Source organism: Caballeronia sp. EK (assembly GCF_014384845.1).
GTDB lineage: Bacteria > Pseudomonadota > Gammaproteobacteria > Burkholderiales > Burkholderiaceae > Caballeronia > Caballeronia jiangsuensis.
This window is the reverse complement of sequence record NZ_JACSUE010000024.1, coordinates 20,177-40,080: the sequence shown is the minus strand read 5'-3', so window position 1 is coordinate 40,080 and position 19,904 is coordinate 20,177. Positions and strand designations below refer to the sequence as shown.

18 protein-coding genes are annotated in these 19,904 nt (G+C 59.8%); 14 read left to right on the top strand and 4 right to left on the bottom strand.

The genetic code is table 11. From position 1 onward, the window contains the following. Positions 1-5: 5 nt before the first annotated feature. From IAG25_RS37595 to IAG25_RS37555, 9 genes are all read left to right on the top strand, one after another. A complete protein-coding gene (locus tag IAG25_RS37595; protein WP_187609364.1) occupies positions 6-932 on the top strand; it encodes an SMP-30/gluconolactonase/LRE family protein in 927 nt (308 codons plus the stop codon). 114 nt (positions 933-1,046) lie between these two features. Next, on the top strand, positions 1,047-2,378 hold the full coding sequence (locus IAG25_RS37590) for an MFS transporter (protein ID WP_255504255.1): 1,332 nt from the start codon (positions 1,047-1,049) through the stop codon (positions 2,376-2,378). A gap of 52 nt (positions 2,379-2,430) precedes the next feature. Then, entirely contained in the window at positions 2,431-3,582 is a 1,152-nt protein-coding gene (locus IAG25_RS37585) for a porin (RefSeq protein WP_187609362.1), read from the top strand. A 26-nt stretch (positions 3,583-3,608) separates the two neighbouring features. Further along, positions 3,609-4,652, top strand: a complete 1,044-nt coding sequence (locus tag IAG25_RS37580) for an amidohydrolase family protein (RefSeq protein ID WP_187609361.1) — start codon at positions 3,609-3,611, stop codon at positions 4,650-4,652. Beyond that, positions 4,652-5,932 carry an MFS transporter gene (locus IAG25_RS37575; RefSeq protein WP_187609393.1) on the top strand — a complete coding sequence of 427 codons (1,281 nt, stop codon included), beginning with the start codon at positions 4,652-4,654 and terminating at the stop codon, positions 5,930-5,932. Before IAG25_RS37580 ends, IAG25_RS37575 begins: the two co-directional genes overlap by 1 nt. Continuing rightward, entirely contained in the window at positions 5,929-7,158 is a 1,230-nt protein-coding gene (locus tag IAG25_RS37570; RefSeq protein WP_187609360.1) for an MFS transporter, read from the top strand. Before IAG25_RS37575 ends, IAG25_RS37570 begins: the two co-directional genes overlap by 4 nt. Before the next feature lie 25 nt (positions 7,159-7,183). Beyond that, the gene (locus IAG25_RS37565) at positions 7,184-8,509 is read left to right on the top strand and encodes an MFS transporter (RefSeq protein ID WP_187609392.1); all 1,326 of its coding nucleotides are present in this window, start codon (positions 7,184-7,186) and stop codon (positions 8,507-8,509) included. A gap of 2 nt (positions 8,510-8,511) precedes the next feature. Continuing rightward, positions 8,512-9,444: an amidohydrolase family protein gene (locus IAG25_RS37560; protein ID WP_187609359.1), complete on the top strand. Its 933-nt coding sequence runs from the start codon at positions 8,512-8,514 to the stop codon at positions 9,442-9,444. 359 nt (positions 9,445-9,803) lie between these two features. After that, positions 9,804-10,571: an MBL fold metallo-hydrolase gene (locus tag IAG25_RS37555; protein ID WP_187609358.1), complete on the top strand. Its 768-nt coding sequence runs from the start codon at positions 9,804-9,806 to the stop codon at positions 10,569-10,571. Between the two features lie 201 nt (positions 10,572-10,772). Here the strand turns inward: IAG25_RS37555 and IAG25_RS37550 are convergent, their stop codons facing one another. Beyond that, complete coding sequence (locus IAG25_RS37550) at positions 10,773-11,330, bottom strand: MarR family winged helix-turn-helix transcriptional regulator (RefSeq protein WP_187609357.1); 558 nt, start codon at positions 11,328-11,330, stop codon at positions 10,773-10,775. Between the two features lie 111 nt (positions 11,331-11,441). Here IAG25_RS37550 and IAG25_RS37545 point away from each other — a divergent pair, with 111 nt between their 5' ends. Next, positions 11,442-12,242, top strand: coding sequence for an SDR family NAD(P)-dependent oxidoreductase (locus IAG25_RS37545; RefSeq protein ID WP_187609356.1), 801 nt, complete (start codon positions 11,442-11,444; stop codon positions 12,240-12,242). Positions 12,243-12,425: 183 nt separating this feature from the next. Next, positions 12,426-13,199, top strand: a complete 774-nt coding sequence (locus IAG25_RS37540; protein ID WP_187609355.1) for an SDR family NAD(P)-dependent oxidoreductase — start codon at positions 12,426-12,428, stop codon at positions 13,197-13,199. Between the two features lie 183 nt (positions 13,200-13,382). Here IAG25_RS37540 and IAG25_RS37535 read toward each other — a convergent pair whose 3' ends face one another. Beyond that, positions 13,383-14,213 carry an enoyl-CoA hydratase/isomerase family protein gene (locus tag IAG25_RS37535; protein WP_162068501.1) on the bottom strand — a complete coding sequence of 277 codons (831 nt, stop codon included), beginning with the start codon at positions 14,211-14,213 and terminating at the stop codon, positions 13,383-13,385. A gap of 339 nt (positions 14,214-14,552) precedes the next feature. On the opposite strand from IAG25_RS37535, the gene IAG25_RS37530 reads away from it, so the two are divergent. Both IAG25_RS37530 and IAG25_RS37525 read left to right on the top strand, forming a co-directional pair. Continuing rightward, entirely contained in the window at positions 14,553-15,749 is a 1,197-nt protein-coding gene (locus IAG25_RS37530) for an MFS transporter (RefSeq protein WP_187609354.1), read from the top strand. An 80-nt stretch (positions 15,750-15,829) separates the two neighbouring features. Next, positions 15,830-16,561: an SDR family NAD(P)-dependent oxidoreductase gene (locus tag IAG25_RS37525; RefSeq protein WP_187609353.1), complete on the top strand. Its 732-nt coding sequence runs from the start codon at positions 15,830-15,832 to the stop codon at positions 16,559-16,561. Between the two features lie 76 nt (positions 16,562-16,637). Here IAG25_RS37525 and IAG25_RS37520 read toward each other — a convergent pair whose 3' ends face one another. After that, entirely contained in the window at positions 16,638-17,090 is a 453-nt protein-coding gene (locus tag IAG25_RS37520; protein WP_162068499.1) for a winged helix-turn-helix transcriptional regulator, read from the bottom strand. A 739-nt stretch (positions 17,091-17,829) separates the two neighbouring features. Beyond that, complete coding sequence (locus IAG25_RS37515; protein ID WP_187609352.1) at positions 17,830-18,555, bottom strand: Crp/Fnr family transcriptional regulator; 726 nt, start codon at positions 18,553-18,555, stop codon at positions 17,830-17,832. 193 nt (positions 18,556-18,748) lie between these two features. Between IAG25_RS37515 and IAG25_RS37510 the strand changes: the two genes are divergently transcribed. Beyond that, positions 18,749-19,630: a hypothetical protein gene (locus tag IAG25_RS37510; RefSeq protein WP_309244010.1), complete on the top strand. Its 882-nt coding sequence runs from the start codon at positions 18,749-18,751 to the stop codon at positions 19,628-19,630. Positions 19,631-19,904 lie beyond the last annotated feature (274 nt).

Genomic DNA, 19,904 nt, shown 5'->3' with positions numbered 1-19,904 from the left:
TAAGCATGTTCTATCTCACATCGCCCGAAGTCCGCATCGCCGAAGTCTTCACGCGCATGCCGCAGAAGTTCCGTCAGCCGGACGTTCAAACGGAATGGGCGCGCGCGAACCGAGGCGGCGTGTCCACGGACTCCTTCCTCGAAGGGCCCGTCTGGGATCCGGCCGGTTTTCTGTTCGTGACCGATATCCCGCACGGTCGCATCTTCAGGATTTCGCTGGCGGGCGAGTGGGAACTCGTCGCGAAGTACGACGGTGAGCCAAACGGAATGAAGCGTTTCGACGATGCCCATCTGCTTATCACGGACTATCGCAATGGGCTGATGCTGCTCGACATCGCGCGCGGAGAGGTTCGCCCCTACCTCGAGCGGCGCAATACGGAGCGCTTCCGGGGCGTGAACGACCTGACCTTCGATTCCGCCGGAAATCTCTACTTCACCGATCAGGGACAGACAGGGCTGCACGATCCGACCGGCCGCGTTTATCGGCTTTCGGCGGGCGGCAAGCTGGACGTGCTGCTCGGCAACTGCCCGAGTCCCAACGGACTGGTGCTGTCGCCCGACGAAAAAGTTCTGTTCGTCGGCATGACGCGTGGCAATTGCGTCTGGCGCGTTCCGCTTCAGGCCGATGGCTCCGTGAGCAAGGTCGGCCAGTTCTTTACGTCGTACGGACCGAGCGGTCCTGACGGACTGACCGTCGATCTCGACGGACGGATCCTGGTCGCCAATCCTGGGCTTGGCCGCGTGTGGGTGCTGAATCATCGCGCCGAACCGGTCGAGATTCTGACGAGCCCGGAGGGCGCTTCGCTCACGAATCTGTGTTACGGCGGCGCCGACATGAAGACGCTTTTCATGACCGAATCGGTATCCGGAACGATTCTGCGAGCCGACATGACGGTCGCCGGCCCACTGCCCAAGCGAGCAAAGCCAAGCTAGTCCGCGCGCTCGACTCATCCAAGCCACGACAGAAACACGTCGCGCCGAAAAGAGCGCGATGGAGGAGCACACATGAACATATCGCAAAGTGTGAACGGCGCACAGACTTCGCCGATGACCGAAACGAAGCCGGTCCAGAGCATCAGCAGCGAGGAGTACGCCGCGAGCGAGCGCACCCTGGCGAAAGTCTTCCGGCGGATATTGCCTTTTATCTTTGCGTGCTACGTCATCAGCTACCTCGACAGAACGAACGTCGGGTTTGCGGCGTTGACCATGAACAAAGACCTCGGCTTGACGGCTGAGCAGTTCGGGTTCGGCGCGGGCATGTTCTTCATCGGGTATTTCCTGTTCGAGATCCCCAGCAATCTCATCATGCAGAAGGTCGGTGCGCGCATCTGGATCGCCCGCATCATGATTTCGTGGGGAATCCTGTCGATGGCGACGGCCTTCGTCGTCGGTCCGAAGAGCTTCGCAGCGGCACGCTTTCTCCTCGGGCTGGCCGAAGCCGGCTTTACACCCGGCATCTATCTGTATTTCACGCACTGGTTCCCGGGAAAGTGGCGCGCCAAAGTGACGGCAGCCTTTCTCGTCGGTATTCCGGTGGCCAATATCATCGGCTCGCCTATTTCCGGCGCGCTGCTGCAACTGGGTAGCCTTCATGGGCTGCACAGCTGGCAATGGCTGCTGCTGATCGAAGGCTTGCCCGCTGTCCTTCTCGGCATCGCGTGTCTGTTTGTGCTGGCTGACCGGCCGGAGAAGGCCAAATGGCTTTCCGACGACGAGAAGGCCGCGCTTGCCCGGAGGTTGTCGGCGGAGCAACGCGACATTGGTGCCAAGCACGGCAACAAGCTGCGCGACGCGATGACCAACTGGCGCGTGTTCGTGCTTGCGTTCATCAACTTCTGCGGCATCGTCGGGTCGATCGGCGTCGGTCTGTGGATGCCGCAGATCATCAAGCAGCTGGGCGTCGAGCATTCGGTCGTCGGCTGGCTGACCGCGATTCCGTACGTCGCCGGAGCCGTGGTCATGCTGCTGTGGGCAAAAATCGCTGCCCGAGCGGCGAACCGAATTCCCTACGTTGCAGGCGCGCTGGTGGTTGCAGCAGCGGCCCTTTGCCTGAGCACATACGTTGATGGCGCCGTTCTCAAGCTGCTGTGCCTGTGCTTCACCGTGAGCGGAATCCTGTCGTTTCAAGCCACCTACTGGGCGATTCCGTCGGGCTTTCTTACGGGCCGGGCGGCGGCGGGAGGTCTCGCGTTGATCGTATCGGTCGGCAATCTCGGCGGCTTCGTCGGCCCGTCGATGATCGGTGCACTCAAACAGATGTCAGGCGGTTTCACCGTTCCGTTGTTCGCCATTGCGGCAGTGATGCTCGTCGGTGCGGCGACCATCGCATGGCTTGGCGATCCCGGCGCCAATGCAGGCGAGGCATCGGCGACGCATTAGAAGTCGCGCGCGTCGAACAAACAAAATCTATTACCCACTGTCTGGAGACACCATGTCTTTGAAGAAGGCTCCCAAGAAAGCCAACCTCAACACTAGCTTCTCGCTTGGCGCCGTCGCAGCGGCAAGTCTGGTATTCGGATCCAACCTGGCGCATGCGCAAAGCAGCGTGACGCTTTATGGCATTGCCGATGTCGGCGTCGAATTCCTCAACAACACGACGGCGGGAGGATCGCAGGTCAGGGAAGTGTCGGGCAATCTGTCCGGCTCACGCTGGGGCCTGAAAGGCGTCGAGGATCTGGGCGGCGGCGTGAAGGCCATCTTCCAGTTGGAGAACGGTTTCAACATCAACGACGGCACGACCGCGCAATCGACGCGCGGCCTCGGCGCGAATCCGACGACGACCAGCCGGCTTTTCGGCCGTCAGGCGTGGGTCGGACTTTCCTACAAGGGCCAGCAACTGACGTTGGGTCGGCAGAACGCCCTTATCTATGAACAGTCGATCGTGTTCGACCCGATGGGCGTGTCGTCCCGCTACTCCGCGCTTTCGCTCGACTATGCGCTGGCCGCGCGCATCGACAATTCCGTTAAGTACACGGGAAAGTTTGGCCCAGTGACAGCCCAGGCGATGTACAGCACGCGCTATGACACAGGATACGGCGCCGAAGTGCCCGGCGCGCTCATCACCGGCCGGTTCTTCAGCGGCGCCCTGACGTATGCCAGCGGCCCGGTTGCCGCGACTGCCGTCTACGAGCAACGCAACAGCAACACGGTCGCGACCAACACGAGCACCGAACGCCGCGCGCTGGCCGCTGCGAGCTACAACTTCGGGCCCGTGACAGCCTATGCCGGCTATCGCTATCTGCGTGCGTCGAATGCATTCCTGCCGACGAATCCGATCGCAGTCGCCAACGGCTCGGATGCCAATGCCGCAAATCTCTACTGGCTCGGTGCGCAGTACCTGATCACGCCGTCGTTCCAGCTGACTGCTGCCGGCTACTACCACGACGTTCATTCGACGGGCGCGGATCCGTGGCTCGCCGTTCTTAACGCGGACTACTTCCTGTCGAAACGTACGGACCTGTACGCGACCGTCGCCTACGCGCACAACAAGGACAATTCGGCGCTCGGCGTGAACGGCTACGGCACGGTCGCAGCGGGCCATAACCAGACCGGCGTCACCGTCGGTCTTCGTCAGAAGTTCTGACCACGCGATCCTGACGAGAAGCCGCCGTGCAAATAGTCCACGCCCCCCACTTGCCTGTCCGCGAAAAATGGCTTGCGTTGCGCGAGGAGCCGATCCTCGAGCCCGAGTTGCTTATCGTCGATGCGCATCACCATCTTTGGGATCGTCAGACAGGGCGATACCTGACCGACGAGTTCGGCAAGGATGTGCGATGCGGTCATCGAGTCGTATCGACCGTCTACGTGCAGTGTCGTTCGATGCTGCGCCACGACGGTCCCGAGTCGATGAAACCCGTCGGCGAGATCGAATTCGCGAGCGGCATCGCGGCGATGTTCGCAAGTGGAGGGTATGGGCCGACGCGCGGTTGCGAGGCCATCGTTGGCGGTGCGGATCTCACGCTCGGCGACACGCTCGAGAACGTGCTCGAAACGATGCTGGAGGTTTCGGGCGGGCGGTTACGAGGCATTCGCAATCCGCTGGCGTGGCATGAAAGCCCCGAGGTGAGTTCGAGCCCGGTTACGCCACCGCGCGATCTGATGCTCGATTCAGCTTTCCAGCGCGGTGTGAAGACGTTGGCCCGGTTCGGTCTATCGCTCGACGCGTGGGTGTATCACACGCAGTTGGGGGAGTTGTACGAGCTGGCTCGCGCTGCAGCGGATGTGACGGTCGTCATCGATCACTTTGGAGGACCGGTCGGCGTGGGGCCGCACGAAGGCAAGCGTGAGCCGGTATTCGCCGACTGGAAACGCGGCCTTGCACGTCTGGCGACTCTGCCGAATACACGTATCAAGCTCGGCGGCGCGGGCATGAGCGTATTCGGCTTCGATTTCGCGCGCCACGACTTACCGCCTTCTTCCGAGGATCTCGCCGCCGCGTGGCGACCGTACTTCGATACGTGCATCGAATTGTTCGGCGTCGAGCACTGCATGTTCGAGAGCAACTTTCCCGTTGATAAGGGCATGTTCAGCTACGGCATCGTGTGGAACGCCTTTAAGAGACTAGCTGGTTCGATGACGCTGCAAGAGAAGGAAGCGCTCTTTAGCAAAACAGCGGCGGCGACTTACCGACTGTCACTTCACGGAGACAAATGATGAAGACAAGCGCGAACCTTGCGCAGGTTCGACCCGATAACGAGGTCGAGGCAAAGCGCTACAAGGACATCACCCGCGTCGAATGGCGGTCGCTTTCCCTTGCGGGACTCGGATGGACATTCGAGAGCTACGACTCGTTCCTGCTGTCGCTTCTTCTGCCGACGCTCGCCCTACAGTTCGGACTCTCAAAAGCTCAGCTCGGGCTGTTCACGAGCATCACAGCGGCGGGGCAGATCATCGGCGGGATTCTGTTCGGCTATGTGTCGGACAGGCTCGGGCGCGTGCGCACGGCCATGTTGTGCATCGGCATTTATTCGCTATTTTCGGGGCTGCTCGCGTTCGCACCGAACGAACACTGGTTCGCCACCATCCGCTTTTTCGGCGCGTTGGGGATGGGCGGAACGTGGACTGCCGGCGCGGCACTGATTGCCGAAACCTGGCACGCGAGCCGTCGGGGCAAGGGCGGTGCGCTCATGCAGATGGGCTTGCCGATTGGCGCGATTCTCGCCATCACGATTTCGAGCATCGTCGCAAGCGTCAATGACGGCTTGGGCGGCAACGGCTGGCGAGTGTTGTTTTTGATCGGCGCGCTACCGTTTTTCATCCTCTTCTTTGTCGCACGCAAGACGCCCGAGTCGGCGATCTGGCTTGAACGCAAACGCGCGAATGCTCAACCCGTGATGCGAAAAGCACCGGCCGACGAAGCGCTCAACGTTCGTGGTCTCGTGACGGCGTTCACGTTCATCTTCTTTCTCCAGTACCTCTACTGGGGCGTGTTCACCTGGACGCCGACGTTTCTCGTCGCGGTGAAGCACCTGGATTTCGTACATAGCCTCAAGTTCGTTTTCGCCCTTCAGTTCGGCGCAATCAGCGGTTTTCTATTGTTCTCGGCCTTCGTAGACCGTCTCGGCCGCCGGCCGATGTTCATGGCGTACCTGCTCGTCGGCGCGGCGGCGGTGTTCGGCTACATCATGTCGTCGAGCGCACTGGTTCTGATGGTGGCGATCTTCTTCACCGGCTTCAGCGTGAACGGCATCTTCGCGGGTGCGGGGCCATTTCTCGCGGAGATTATCGGGAATACGGCGTCGAGAGGGTTCTTCATGGGGCTCGCGTACAACGGCGGGCGGCTCGGCGGCTTCATCGCACCATTGGTCATCGGCACGTTGGCGTCGACATCGGGCGGCTTCGTTCTCGGGCTGTCGACGACGATCGTCGCGTTCATCGCGGCGGCCATCGTCGTCTTCTTCGCGCCTGAGACGCGGGGCAAGGCGCTTTCATGAACACTGCCGCACGGTCATCGGGCATCGTCAGCCGGCTTTTTCCCGCGCTGACCGAGCCGGCGCTGCGGCGATATCTCAGCGGGCAGGTCGCATCTGTTCTGGGCAGCTGGACGCAGAACGTGACGTTGAATCTGCTCGTTTATCACCTGTCGGGTTCGGCGGCGATTCTTGCTCTGCTGAACTTCCTCCTGTACGGACCGCAGTTGGTCGTCGCGCCGATTGCGGGTTCGCGGATTCGTTCAGAGAACGCGAGGCGCGTCACGCTTTGCGTGTTGACCGTGTCGCTCGTTCTGACCGTCAGCCTGATTACTTTGTCGACGCTGGGCGTGTTGGGTGTCAAGCTGATCCTCGCGCATGCGCTGGCGATCGGCGTCTCGAGCGCCGTAGAAGTGCCCGCGCGCCAGGTCCTGCTGCTGACGAGCCTTCGAGACGGAACCCTCACGTCCAACGCCGTGGCGATGAACACCATGGTCTACAACGTCGGGCGGATGGTCGGGCCGACGATCGCGGGCTTCGTCTATCCGACGCTCGGACCGCGCGTATCGTTCGCCATCTACGCCGTGGCGCTTTGCTTCATGGCAACCTGCGTGCGCTCGATCCGCCTGTCCGATAAGGCCTCACCGTCTCGCGCTGAAAGCAGCCTGCGCGACGCCGTCGGCTATGTCATGTCCGACGCTTTTTCAGCGCGCTACCTGCCGATTCTCGCGTGCATCGGTTTGTTCGCGGCGAGCTATCAAACGCTGGTTCCGCTGCTTGCGGACAAAGCGTTCCACGATGCGGCGCGCTTCACCGGCGTGTTCTTCGCGTGCGCGGGCGCCGGCTCGCTGAGTTCGGCGGTGCTGTTGTCGTCGGCGCTTGGGCCGCGTGCATCGGCTCGGTTCATCGCATGGGCACCGTGGTCGGCCATTGCTGCTTTGATGGTCCTCGCGACGACCGATGCCGCCGCTGCGTCCATGCCGGCGTTTTTTATCCTGGGCTTCAGCCTGACGTTCGCCGCGACCTCGACCAACGCAACGATCCAGCGACAGTGCCCGGAACACGTGCGCGGCGGACTCGTGGGCATGTATGGCATGGCCTACAACGGGACGATGCCCTTCGGTTACCTGCTCGTCGGGACGGTATCCGAAGCGCTGGGTGTGCGGCACACATTTGCGGCGATGGCCGTGGTGCTCGCAGTAGGTGTCATTTCCATCGTCGCATGGCAACGAATCAAGGAACAGCGCTGAGGCGCAAAATAGAGTGGAGACAAACATGCAAGCTACCGGTGTCATGGCGAAATCGGACATTGAGCGTCGCACCATACGGAAGGTCGTATGGCGGCTGATTCCCTTCCTGATGATCTGCTATCTGCTGGCGTTCATCGACCGCGGCAACGTCGGCATGGCGTCGTTGCAGATGAATCATGACCTCGGCATGTCGGCGAGGGTGTTCGGATTCGGCAGCAGCCTGTTCTTCATCTCGTACTTCTTCTGCGAAGTGCCGAGCAATATGGCGCTGCAAAAGTACGGCGCGCGAATCTGGATTGCCCGGATCATGATTACGTGGGGAATCGTGTCGGCGGCAACAGCACTGGTACATAACGCGACGACGTTCTACATCCTTCGCTTCCTGCTCGGTGCTGCGGAGGCAGGGTTTTTTCCTGGAGTGTTGCTGTATCTGTCGTACTGGATTCCTGCTTCATATCGGGCGCGCATTGTCGCCACGTTCATGGTCGCGATCCCGGCCGCGAGCTTCATCGGCTCACCCATTTCCGCGGCGCTGCTGCAGATGGACGGGTTTTGGGGGATGCGCGGCTGGCACTGGCTCTTCATCCTCGAGGGCATTCCCACGGTGCTGCTCGGCGTTGTCTGCCTGTTTGTCCTGACGAACAAACCTGCTGATGCGAAGTGGCTCCAGGACGACGAACGGCAGTGGCTCGTCGATGCGCTGGCCAGTGAGACCAAGGCACCCAAGAAGGTGCTCGACATGCCGCTGACGAAGCTCTTTCGCAATCGCTATGTGTTGTGTCTGGCGCTCGTTGATACCTGCGCTTCGGCTGCCGGCAGCACGTTGTCGGTATGGCAGCCTCAGTTGCTGAAGTCGTTCGGTCTGTCAGTCATGCAAACGGGTCTCATCAATTCGATTCCCTACGCAGTGGCATCTGTCCTGATGGTCTATTGGGGTCGCCGTTCCGACCGTTCGGGAGAACGTCGCTGGCACACTGTCGTGCCGATGCTTCTGATTGGTGGCGGGCTGTTTGCAACCTCGCTGAGCGGCTCGCTCGTGCCGACGATTTTCATGCTGTGCGCAGTGCTCGTGGGTGCTTATTCCTTCAAGGGGCCTTTCTGGGCGCTTGCCACGGACATGTTGTCTAACAGCGCGGTTGCAGCGGGCCTCGCGACCATCAACGCGATCGCCAACCTTCTCGGCGGCGGGCTGATGGTCAATGTGTATGGATGGGTCAAGGAAGCGACGGGCAGCTACGCGTTGGCGCTGATGCCGCTCGCGGTCCTCACGCTCGTCAGCGTCGCAACGCTCTTAATGCTGACGCGCAATGGACAGGCGAAACATCTGGCACGCAAGACGAAGACCGTCTGACCATGCAAAAAACGACCAGACGAGGTTTCCTCAAGATGGGTGGGGCGCTGATGGCAGCGTCGACGTTGCCGACGTATGTCCAGGCGATCGAAACATGGTCCAGCGGGTCTGGGCCGCCCTCGTTCCGACTGCCTGCCGGAGCCGTCGATTGTCATATGCATATCTACGACGATCGTTTTCCTAGTGCCCCCGGCACGACGCTGCGGCCGCACAATGCAACGGTGGAGCAGTATCGTCTGCTGCAGGCTCGTCTCGGCGTTGACCGAAATGTCGTTGTGACGCCGTCGACCTATGGAACCGACAATCGCTGCACGCTGGATGCGCTCAAGCGCTTCGGAAGCAACGCGCGCGGCGTGGCGGTCGTAGACACGTCGATAAGCGACATGGAGTTGCACGAACTTCACGCGGGCGGCATTCGAGCGATACGGTTCAATCTCAGCTATCCCGGCGCAACAACGGTCGATATGCTGGCGCCGCTCGCGGCGCGAATCGCGGCCATGAAGTGGCATATAGAACTCGTTGTGCAAGGCGTCCGGCTGCCTGAGCTGGAAAGCCATCTTTCGGCGCTCCCTTGTCCGCTGGTGATCGACCATATCGCGCATGTTCCCGAGCCAGGCGGTCTCACGTCGGAGGCGCTCCGCACGGCGCAGCGCCTCATCGATAAAGGCAACACATTCATTACTCTGTCCGGCCCCTATGTCGATACGAAGACCGGGGCGCCCGCTTACGCGGATGTTGCGCCTGTCGCGAAAACGCTAATCAGCATGGCACCCGAGCGAGTGCTCTGGGGCACCGATTGGCCGCATCCGACTGAGAAAGGCGCCAAGCCAGACGACGCAAGTCTTCTCAACACTATCGCCGGGTGGATCGGCAGATCGGACTGGCAGCAGAAGATCTTTGTAGACAACCCCGCGAGGCTTTATGGGTTCGACTAGTAGGCAGCGGCGTTTCGTGAGGACGTGCTGCCCGAATTCCTGAATAGCGCGAGTGCACTGTTATTCGAATAATGATTTGTTCTGGTAGCTTCAGTACGCACAGCTCGCGTGAATGCGGCTCGACGTCGTAACGATCCGAGTGACTGGAACTCGCCGCTTTCAGACGCTGATGAGGGCAGACGTCTAGCGGCCGAATTGGGGTCGTGCGGCGTCGCTCGGCGTCAGGTAGCCGCCGGTTGAACAAGGTGCTTCGCTTACGTCGGGTAGCTATACTCCAACTCGACGAGATCCTTGAACCTGCAGCAAGATTTCCTGCCTGTAGATCAGCGTCCGTTACTTTGGCCTAACTCTCTACGACCATGCTGCCAATTGCCGACCGTTGGTTTGAACTCAAACGCATCAGTGATGAAATAACCCTGCTCTGGGAACCTCATGTCGTGCCTCTGATGCGGTGCAATATTTGGCATGTGCGGGGCCGCGACCGCGACCTGATGATCGACACAGGAATGGGCATCGCCAGTCTGCGTGACGCGGCCCGGCATCTGCTCCAGAAGAACGTGACCGCAGTCGCGACACATACGCACTCGGATCATGTGGGCGGACATCACGAGTTCGAGCACACGCTTGTCCACGAACTCGAGGCCGACAATCTGCGCTCGCCACGCGAGCGCGGCACGCTCCTAGCGTCGGTATTGGGCGATGCCGCGATTCGTCGATACCACGCATTCGGCTATCCGTTCGATGGCGATCTGATCACCGCCGTTCCAAATGCCGATTACCAAATGTCCGACTACCGCGTGCGAGCTGCGTCGGTCACGGAAATTGTCAAGGAAGGAAATATTGTCGATCTCGGTAACCGGCATTTCGAAGTCCTACATCTGCCAGGTCATTCACCGGGGAGTATCGGACTTTGGCAGCCGAGCACCGGCACATTGTTTTCCGGCGATGCGATCTACGATGGCCCGCTGCTGGACGAGATCAGCGGTGCCGATATCCCGACCTATGTGCGTACGATGAAGCGTTTGCGCGATTTGCCCGTGCAAACCGTTCACGCGGGACACGACGCAAGCTTCGGACGGGACCGACTGGTCGCCCTGATCGACGCGTATCTGGCGAAGCGCGAATGATCCTTATTAAAAATAAAGCGTGGAACGGCGATAAACCATCGGAATAGATCCCTTTCGGCCAGTTTGCGACATTCGGCAGCCCGCAACGTATGACCGTTTTAAGGCCCGTATGGTCACTGGAGCCGCTCAAATTGACGTCTTGTCCATCTGGGACTGGTAGCACGCAACCTCGACCCGTGCGTCGCTCGCGGACGAGCGCGACTAGGAGCGCCTGGCGATCTCAGTCTGATCAGCGAGATACGCGGCGAGGAATGCATCGGAAGCCACACGATCGGCGAGCGCACGCAAGCTGGCAGCAGAATCGCGACCCAATACTTCTTCGACGCGCTGGTTCGCCTTCGCCCAATAGGCGATGGATTCGTGCAGCCGGGTCGTTCCGACGTGCGTCAACATGGCGCGCTTGGTCCGTCTGTCCTGTTCGTCCATCTGCAATTCCACCAGACCATCCCGGATCAGGGGTCGCAGTGCATGCGTCACTGCGGAGATCTGGATTGCGAGCTTGCCCGCGAGATCCTGCAAGGTCGGCCATTGCCGGTCGTTTGCGGCCGCCAGCCGCTCGATGTCGGCCAACAGCCCCACCTGTGTTGCCTTCAGGCCCAGTGGCGCAAGCGCATCGTCATACAGATTGCTGAGGCGGCGTGCGGCGCGCCTGAGAGCGGTATTGGTGCACACCAACTCCTCGAAGGTGCTCTTTTGTTCGCGTAGCGCCCGGCCCGCGCCGGCTACCGAGGCAGCCGTTTCATCACGTTTCTTTCCCATGACGTAAGGATGGTTGAGTACAGCACCGTTGACAAGTAGCAAGTATGCCGTTATAAACTTGAGCCCTCAATCAAGTAATTGAGCCCTCAACGTAATTTAGCGGAGAAATGCATGTCCACTTCCAGGAAAACCGCCGTCGTGACCGGCGCATCCTCGGGTATCGGCGCTGTCTATGCTGACCGCCTGGCCGCCCGCGGCTACAACCTCATCCTGGTCGCGCGGCGCGCCGACCGCCTCGCCGCGTTGGCGAGCAAGCTGTCCGAGACGCACGGCGCCAAAGTTCAGGTTCTTGTCGCCGACCTCGAGAAGGACGCGGACATCGCCAGTGTCGAAGCGGTGCTTGCGAACGATGCCAGCGTGCATGTGCTCGTCAACAATGCGGGCTTCGCACGGCTGCGCCCGCTCGCGCAATCGTCGTTGAACGATTCGTCGTCGCAGGTGGCGCTGAACATTACGTCGCTGACGCGACTCACACACGCCGTGCTGCCTGGATTTCTGTCGCGCAACGACGGGGTGATCATCAACATCGCTTCGGTGCTGGCTGTCCACTCGTTGCCGGTGAGCTCGGTTTATAGCGGTACGAAGGCTTATGTGCTGGCTTTTACGCGCGGTCTTCAGGATGAACTGGCGAAGACTGGCGTGAAGGTGCAGGTTGTGCTGCCCGCGTCGACCGCGACTGAAATCTGGTCGGAAGGCGTATCCGGCGTGCCGCTGTCCGCGCTTCGACCAGAGACCGTGATGAGCGCGGAAGACATGGTCGACTCTGCGCTGGCCGGTCTCGACAACGGAGAAGCGGTCACCTGGCCGTCGGTCGCCGACGAAAGCCTGTGGGCGAAGTACGATGCGGCGCGTTCCGCGTTGTTCGCGGCGACGCAGACCGGCACGCCTGCACCGCGTTATCAGAAGGCTTGACGGATGCTGACGGCAGATCCTGTTCGCGTAGGCATTCGCGAGGATCTGCCGAAAGATTGCGAATGGCAGTGACTCGTTACGAGACCATGTTGCCGCCAGACCAGGCAGTCCACCTGTCCATATCTGCTGCCCGTATTCATGTGGATGATGGGACGAACTGGCTTTCTGCAAAAGAGGATATCGATGACGCTCCATGGAAAAGTCGCCCTGATCACCGGTGGCAATAGCGGGATCGGCTTGGCTACGGCTCGCCGGTTTATTGCCGAGGGTGCGAAGGTCGCTATAACCGGCAGGAATGCATCGACGCTTGCACAGGCGAGAAGCGAACTGGGCGAGCATCTGTCGACGTACGAGCTCGACGTAAGCGACGCGGCAGCCATCGAGCCTGTCATTAATCAGATCGCAAAGGATTTAGGTGCGGTCGACATCGTATTCGTGAACGCCGGTGCGGCAGGGATGACGCCGTTGGGCGGGACGACGCCAGCCGTGTTCCAGGCCTTGATTGCCACGAACCTGACCAGTGTTTTCTTCACCGTGCAGGCGTGTATTCCGCACCTCAAGACAGGCGCGTCGGTGATCTTGAATGGGTCGGTGCATGCCGTGCAAGGAGTGCCGGGCTGGTCTGCCTATGCGGCAACCAAGGGTGCTGTTCGTTCACTCACCCGTGTCATGGCGGCGGAATTGGCCCCGAAGGGTATTCGGGTGAATCAGGTGACGCCAGGTGCGACTCGCACACCCATCTGGGATGTCGTTGCAACGTCACAGGACGCAATGCGTGCGCTCGAAGCAAAACTCACGCAGAAGATTCCGCTGAACCGCCTTGGTGAGCCGGATGAAGTTGCCGACGCAGTGCTCTTTCTGGCGTCGAGCGCATCGTCCAACATCACCGCGCAGGAGATTGTGCTGGATGGTGGCGCGACGGGCGCTCCTCAGGGGGCACCGATCTACCGAACCTGATTAATGGTGTACCTCGGATACGACCTGATCGCCGCGCAGGCGATAGATCGATCTGATCTCTCGCCAGACGTTTGAACTTGCTCCATGCAGGCCCATCGTGGGCCTGCTTGCTGCTGCCCGGAAAGCAAGGCAATGCCGTCACGACGACGGCGCCGCCTTACTGATCCGGAACCGTGACGCGGTTTATCGCGCAACGTGACCCACGTGGTGACCGAGGCGCAATTCAAAGTCGCCATCCTGCTGCAAACCCTTCTCATACATCTTGCCAATTAACGCTTGCGTTTCCGGCCACGAAGTCGTGCCAATAAAAGCCTGGTTCGACGACCAGCGATCCGCCTCGGTCGGAACACCCGCGCGCGCGTTGACGAGCTTCTTCGCGAGTTCCAGGGCGCGCTTTTCGAAGCTAGCGACGCGGCGCGCGAAATTGTCGACAAAGGCGTCCAGTTCCACATCAGGGATCGAACGATTCACCCAGCCGTACTTTTCGGCGGTGTCGGCATCGAAATCGTCAGCGCCGCAAATGATCTCCAGCGCGCGCGACCGGCCAGCAAGCGCGGCAAGCCATTCTGTCGCGCCGCCGCCCGGGACCACAGCAACGCCGACCTCGACCTGTGCGAGCACGGCTTTTTCCTTCGACGCGAAACGCATGTCGCAGGCCAGCGCCAGTTCAGAGCCGTGGCCGCGGGCACGACCGCGAAGCTTGGCCACGCTGACCACGCGTGATTGCGCGAGGCGCGTGACGAACTTCGGCCATGCGCTGAATTCAGCGGCACCCGGTTGTTCGGGGACGACTTCGCCGCGTTCGAGATCGTAGTGCGCCACGAAGTAGTCCGGGTTGGCGCTTTCGAACACGACGACCTTCAACTCGCGATCGGCTTCGATCTTGTCCATCAAGACATTCAGCTCCGCGAACATTTCCGGATCGTAAAGATTGATCGGAGGGTTCTCTATGATGATGCGCCAGTAGGCAGAGGTTTCCGCCTTGATCGTGAGTCGGTTCTGAGTAGAAGCCATGAGGTTCTCCAGGATTCGGGTTGGGCAACGTCGGCGATGGATTCGCCAAATCTGGTTTCGTTATGAAACCGCGTAAGTAGCTTATCAATTCTGGTTTGTTAATGCAACCAGAATGTATGTGCGACTCGATGGCTGTTGCCTGGGACTATTTGCTGAACTGGCTAGATCTGGCAACACTCATGTTCGTTATTTCCGTCCAGAATGTCTCGTGAATATTGGTTGCATAAAACAACCAGAATGGCTACCATCACGCTGACATGTTTCAGGTCGGGCTCGCGCGGAACCATCGATGTGGCGCTCGACATCGCTCCCATATCGCAAGCGTTCAGGAAATTCGCAATGCCCACTCAACAGAAAGACCCCAGTCGTGATTCGACCTATTCGTGGCCCGGTGTGCTGGCGGTCGCGCTCGGCGCACTGTCGCTGGTCGTCACCGAGTTTTTGCCCGTCGGCTTGTTGCCGGGCATTTGTCGCGACCTAGGCGTAACCGAAGGAACAGCCGGCCTTGCCGTTACCGCGACTGCAATTCTTGGCTTCATCGCCGCACCGGTCACTGCCATTGCGATCGGCCGGGCCGATCGCAAGCGGGTGCTGCTCGGGCTCACGGCACTGCTCATCATCTCCAGCGTGCTGTCATGGAAGGCAGAGAGCTTTGCAACTTTGCTGATCGCACGCGTGATCCTGGGCATCGGGGTCGGCGGATTTTGGGCGATCTCGATTACTGCTGCGGCAAAGCTTGTCCCACCGGAAAAAGTGCATGCGGCTTCGTCAATCGTGTTCGCAGGCATATCGATCGGCTCGGTCATCGCAGTGCCGGCCGGTTCGTACATCAGTGCTCATGCTGACTGGCGCGACGGATTTATGGGTGCCAGCGTGCTCGCGATCGTTTGCTTCGCGTTGCAGCTTGTCTTTCTGCCGTCGCTCAAGATGAAGCACGGTGTGAACGTGCGCGATTTCTTCGGTTTGCTGAAGGATCCCAAGGTTCGCGGAATCTTCCTGACTGTCATTTTTATTGTGGCCGGTCAATACGCAGGTTATACCTTCGTCACCCCTTATCTGGAGCAAATCACGCACCTCAGTACCGCGATCGTGAGCATTCTCCTGTTTGCCTATGGCGTTGCGACAGTCGTTGGAAACTTCGTAGGGGGCGCCTTCGCTGGTCGTAATTTGCACAACACCGTAGTCGCAACAGTCTGGATCTTCGTGCTGTCGCTGGCGGCTATCGCGGCGTTTGCCGCCAGCCCGTTGTTTGCCGGCCTGGCGTTGCTGGTGTGGGCGGTGTCGTGGGGAATGGCGCCGGTCGGCACCCAGCTGTGGTTGTACAACGCGACGCTGCATGCGCCCGAAGCCGCGCAGGCGATGAACACGAGTGTGTTTCAGTTGTCGATCGGGCTCGGCTCGCTGGCGGGTGGTATCGCAGTTAACCATGCGGGGCTGCATAGCTCGATGTGGCTTGGGGCGCTGATTCTGGCCCTGGCGGTGCTGATGGTCTATATCATCGGCCGCATGAACCAGCAGACTGTTACCGCAACGTAGTGCCTGGTTTGACAGATTGCTGCCGTTCGACCGCCCCGTTCTGGGCGCGCGTTAACGTACGAGGGTGAAAGGAGAGAAGCATGCAACCGACTGCAGTTGTGGTGGGCGTGGGATCGGAGGAGGGCTTAGGTGCCGCAGTGGCCCGCCGCTTCGCTCGCGGGGGCTTTCACGTCCTCGTGGGCGGTCGGACGATCGAGAAGCTTGAGCGGGTGGTCAAGAGTCTTAGCGGAGGCAATGGCACGCCTGTTGTCGTAGACGCCACCAGCGAAACGGATGTATTGCAGCTGTTCCAGTTGGCGTCGTCGCCCGGTGCCGGGCGATCGCCCGCTAGCGTTGTCATCTTCAATGCGGGGAATAACCAGCACATTCCGTTGCAACAGGTGTCGGCTGCTCAGTTCGAAGACTTTTGGCGTGTGGGTTGTTTCGGTGGGTTTCTGGTGGGCCGCGAGGCGGCAAACCTGCTGCTGCCCAAAGGCGAAGGCACGCTCATCTTTACCGGCGCTTCGGCCAGTCTGCGAGGCCGGCCAGGGTATGCGCATTTCGCTGCAGCAAAGGCCGGGCTTCGCATGATCAGCCAGAGCATGGCGAGAGAGTTTGGACCGCAAGGCCTGCATGTGGCGCACGTGGTGATCGATGGCGGCATCAATGGAACCCGGTTGAAGAACCAGCGTCCCGATGCGGTCGCCCACCGAGGGCCGGATGGATTGCTGAACATCGACGCCATTGCGGAAACGTATTGGCAACTGCATCTGCAACATCCGACTGCGTGGACTCAGGAAATCGATCTGCGTCCATTCAAAGAGAGCTTCTGATGCGCGCCTGTTGCGCGCCCTGCGCAACGGCTTCGTCGTGCTGCTCAGGCTAAGGTCATACGATGATCGCCGGCTTCTAGTTCATCGTAATCACGCGCGACACCAACACATCCTTCGGTTGTAGCAGGCGGCCGTCTTCCGAGCGCAATTCGAGTTTCTTGAGAGGGCGCTTCTTCTTCGCGTCCAGCGGAAGCGAGCCCAGTTCTTTAGACTCGTAAAGATACTCGCCGCCCCATTGGCCAAGGGCCACGAGAACGGGCAATAGTGCTTCGCCCTTTTCGGTCAGCGTATATTCCTGGTATGCGCTGCCATCGGACGCGGGCACGATTTCCATGATGCCCTGCTCGACCATCGACTTCAGGCGACCTGACAGGATATTCTTGGGGATGCCAAGACTGCGCTGGAACTCACTGAACCGGCCGATGCCGGCGGTTGCGTCGCGGATGATGAGTAACGACCACCAGTCGCCGATCGAGTCGAGCGCCCTGGCAATCGCACAAAGATTTCCTTCGAAGCTTTTGCGTTTCATAGCTGACTGCCTTTGCGTAACCTGCCCAGCATAGCACATATGGTTTAATAATGAAACCAATCGCATAGGAGCTTCCGATGCGCTCGTTCGAGGCTTCGCCAAAAGAGAGGCAGGAGTTTCCCATTACACAACCAGATACTCGTAGCGCCCGCGAAAATCGTTCTGTTTCACGGCCTCGGGCGACCGGTGAACGTGTGTATTTGGCCATGGGAGTGAGCGCTGCATATCGCAGCCAAGGGGTATTCAACCCCGCGCGTCTAATGCGGCAAGGTATGCGTGTACATCTCACGAAAGCAATCGATCTGCTAAGAGCCTGAAATCTAAGCGGGTGGTCTTCAGCGCCGGGCGCCGCGATCATCGTCGTGCGGTTCGTCGCGACCAAGACACAACGATGCGCATGGCTGATATCCCGACATAAGCAGTCGCTCAACGCAGTGGCGCCTATTGACCGAATTGGGTCGATTTCGCCTGTCGGTCGAGGGACGAACCGCAGTTCGGCATGACTGTGGTATCGACGGCCAGTGCTGAATGTCGAACGGTCATCCCGGCCGCGATCAGCGAACGTCCGCAAAGGCCGAAGCTCTCACGTCGGTCATCCGACAGGGCTCGGCCAAGAGGCGAACCTCAGTATTGATCCGCAGATGACTGGTAGGGGTGTCTGCGGACAAATTGGCTGCACAGGCTTCCAACTCGCCTTTCTCGTTCGTCGTTCAAAGTGGCGCACTGAAGCAGCCACGATCTAGGCAGCCGGATTTGCGCCACAAGGGCCGGGATCATTGACCCTGGCAGCGCGCAGGCGATCAGAATCAAGAATAACGATTTCCCCGAATTTCAGATCGACAATACCCTGACTCTCAAGGTTCTTGAGTAGTTGGTTCGTCGTCTGCCGAGTAAGCGAGACCATTGAAGCCAAGGTATCTTGCGAGAGCTTTATCCTGCTCTGTTCCGCATTAATCCCGCCGTAGCCACCAGCGATCAGCAATAAGCGACTTGCTGGGCGCTGAGCGGCGGGCAACAGTATCATGGCTTCGTTGGTCTCAAAAGAGATCCGGATTTTTTGCGCCATCAACAAGCCAAAATTCCGCCAGTAAGCAGGATGAACTCTCAGCAGGCTTTCCAACGCGGGACCGGGTACGTGAAGCACGAGAGTCTTACGCATTGCTGACACATCGTGCGGGCGAGGCAGCCCATCGAACATCGAGACTTCGCCGATCCAGGCGGTCGGCCCGACGACGGCGAGCAACGCTTCTTTTCCATCCGCTCCGACGGTGCCAATCGACAATGCACCATCGAGAATTGCGTACAGGCCGAACGACTGTTCGCCGCGCCGATAAAGCTGTTGCCCCTTCTCTAATCGGAGCAGGTCGGAGCGAGCGACAAGATAGTCCTGAAGCTCGATCGGCAAATCCTTGAACCACGGTGTTGTTGCAAGTTGTGATCGATAGCGCTGCGCATCGGAAGTCATAGAGTGCAAATCTGTCGGGTAGCTGATAGATATTAGCCGGTTTCGACGGCATGATCGGGGCTCATATCTGACGACGCGGGAAGGTCATCGCGGGCGTCAGCCCTGTTCGAGCGCGCAAGTGGCAGCGATGGAAAATGCCTGGGCCTGCCGCCCCACGCGAGCCGAAAGAATGACTCCTTCGAGGTACACAGTCGTGGAACATAAACACATTCCGGGTCTTGTCGATGTCATCAAGGTGGATCAGCCTGCTGACATCCTTCAAATCGCACGTGACGACACGCTTGACCGCGTTTTTGGCTCTGGCAAGCCATTGCTCAACAGTCTGTTGGTCCGCCGCATACTTGGGGTGCTGTCCTACAATGGACACCGATTCCCAACGATGAGCGCGAGAAAGGCAATCGGACGAGAAATTCAACAGGACGCGTTGTGGAAGAAACTCAACACGGCCGCACCGAATATCCGTGCGGCCCCCGCCGATTTGGAGCCATTGGCAGCGTGGATTCGCGAGTCGAACCCCGATGTCGCGGTCGGGCCGCTCGTGCAGCAGATCATCGGCCGCTTATTCAGCCCCACGTTCGAAGCTGACGAGGATACCTGGGCCGCTGCGGAAGTGATTGCTGCGTCGCTAGCGCCGGGTAATGCGCTGCGCAATTTGGCTTGGAAAGTGACGGGCAAGGTGACGCGCGCCAAGGCGTTGCTCGCTTCGATGGTCGGTGGAGACCTTGCAGGCGTCCATGCGGTCAGTGTAGCAATACACAATGTCATAAGAGGCCTGAATCAAATGCGCTGTCTTTATCTCGACACCTCGGTGCGGCAGACACTCACGCCAGAGATGGCCAGCGAACGCTGCCTTTTTGCTCCGGGCGTGGTCCTTCGTCAAGCGACATCGAATGGAACGGTGGGTGGCTGCCCCTACGCCGCGGGTACGCTGCTGTTGTTGGAGCTGGAGAACGCTCGGCAGGCGAGCGGTGACGAATCGATGATTTTCCTTGCCGATACTTGGAGTCGGTGCCCGGCCGAGCAATGGGCACCGGCGATGCTGGAAGGTGTATGGAGGCGAGTCACAAACGCTTAAGGACAATAGGATCCAATTCCTTTGCCTCATAGCTGGTGTGTACACGTTGAGCAAGCATATCGGAGGCAGAGATTCTCGTGGCCCATCGGCCGTTGGTCTTCGGGGAGAGGAAGCTTTGCCCCAAACTAGCGAGAGACTGCGGCGACTCAATATCAAGGAGACCGTTTTTGGCGAACAACGGTCACCGACGCGGACGACTTGAAGGCTTTCAAGGCCGGCGAGCGTGCGCTTGCCGGCCAATCAGCGACACCCAGCCGCGCTTGAGAGCAAGCTG

What these genes read in the sequence shown, in the direction of transcription:
- IAG25_RS37530 (WP_187609354.1), top strand. Translation starts at nt 14,553, where the DNA reads ATGCCCACTCAACAGAAAGACCCCAGTCGTGATTCGACCTATTCGTGG.
- IAG25_RS37525 (WP_187609353.1), top strand. Translation starts at nt 15,830, where the DNA reads ATGCAACCGACTGCAGTTGTGGTGGGCGTGGGATCGGAGGAGGGCTTA.
- IAG25_RS37570 (WP_187609360.1), top strand. Translation starts at nt 5,929, where the DNA reads ATGAACACTGCCGCACGGTCATCGGGCATCGTCAGCCGGCTTTTTCCC.
- IAG25_RS37595 (WP_187609364.1), top strand. Translation starts at nt 6, where the DNA reads ATGTTCTATCTCACATCGCCCGAAGTCCGCATCGCCGAAGTCTTCACG.
- IAG25_RS37550 (WP_187609357.1), bottom strand. Translation starts at nt 11,330, where the DNA reads ATGGGAAAGAAACGTGATGAAACGGCTGCCTCGGTAGCCGGCGCGGGC.
- IAG25_RS37565 (WP_187609392.1), top strand. Translation starts at nt 7,184, where the DNA reads ATGCAAGCTACCGGTGTCATGGCGAAATCGGACATTGAGCGTCGCACC.
- IAG25_RS37535 (WP_162068501.1), bottom strand. Translation starts at nt 14,213, where the DNA reads ATGGCTTCTACTCAGAACCGACTCACGATCAAGGCGGAAACCTCTGCC.
- IAG25_RS37515 (WP_187609352.1), bottom strand. Translation starts at nt 18,555, where the DNA reads ATGACTTCCGATGCGCAGCGCTATCGATCACAACTTGCAACAACACCG.
- IAG25_RS37585 (WP_187609362.1), top strand. Translation starts at nt 2,431, where the DNA reads ATGTCTTTGAAGAAGGCTCCCAAGAAAGCCAACCTCAACACTAGCTTC.
- IAG25_RS37555 (WP_187609358.1), top strand. Translation starts at nt 9,804, where the DNA reads ATGCTGCCAATTGCCGACCGTTGGTTTGAACTCAAACGCATCAGTGAT.
- IAG25_RS37545 (WP_187609356.1), top strand. Translation starts at nt 11,442, where the DNA reads ATGTCCACTTCCAGGAAAACCGCCGTCGTGACCGGCGCATCCTCGGGT.
- IAG25_RS37575 (WP_187609393.1), top strand. Translation starts at nt 4,652, where the DNA reads ATGAAGACAAGCGCGAACCTTGCGCAGGTTCGACCCGATAACGAGGTC.
- IAG25_RS37520 (WP_162068499.1), bottom strand. Translation starts at nt 17,090, where the DNA reads ATGAAACGCAAAAGCTTCGAAGGAAATCTTTGTGCGATTGCCAGGGCG.
- IAG25_RS37590 (WP_255504255.1), top strand. Translation starts at nt 1,047, where the DNA reads ATGACCGAAACGAAGCCGGTCCAGAGCATCAGCAGCGAGGAGTACGCC.
- IAG25_RS37560 (WP_187609359.1), top strand. Translation starts at nt 8,512, where the DNA reads ATGCAAAAAACGACCAGACGAGGTTTCCTCAAGATGGGTGGGGCGCTG.
- IAG25_RS37540 (WP_187609355.1), top strand. Translation starts at nt 12,426, where the DNA reads ATGACGCTCCATGGAAAAGTCGCCCTGATCACCGGTGGCAATAGCGGG.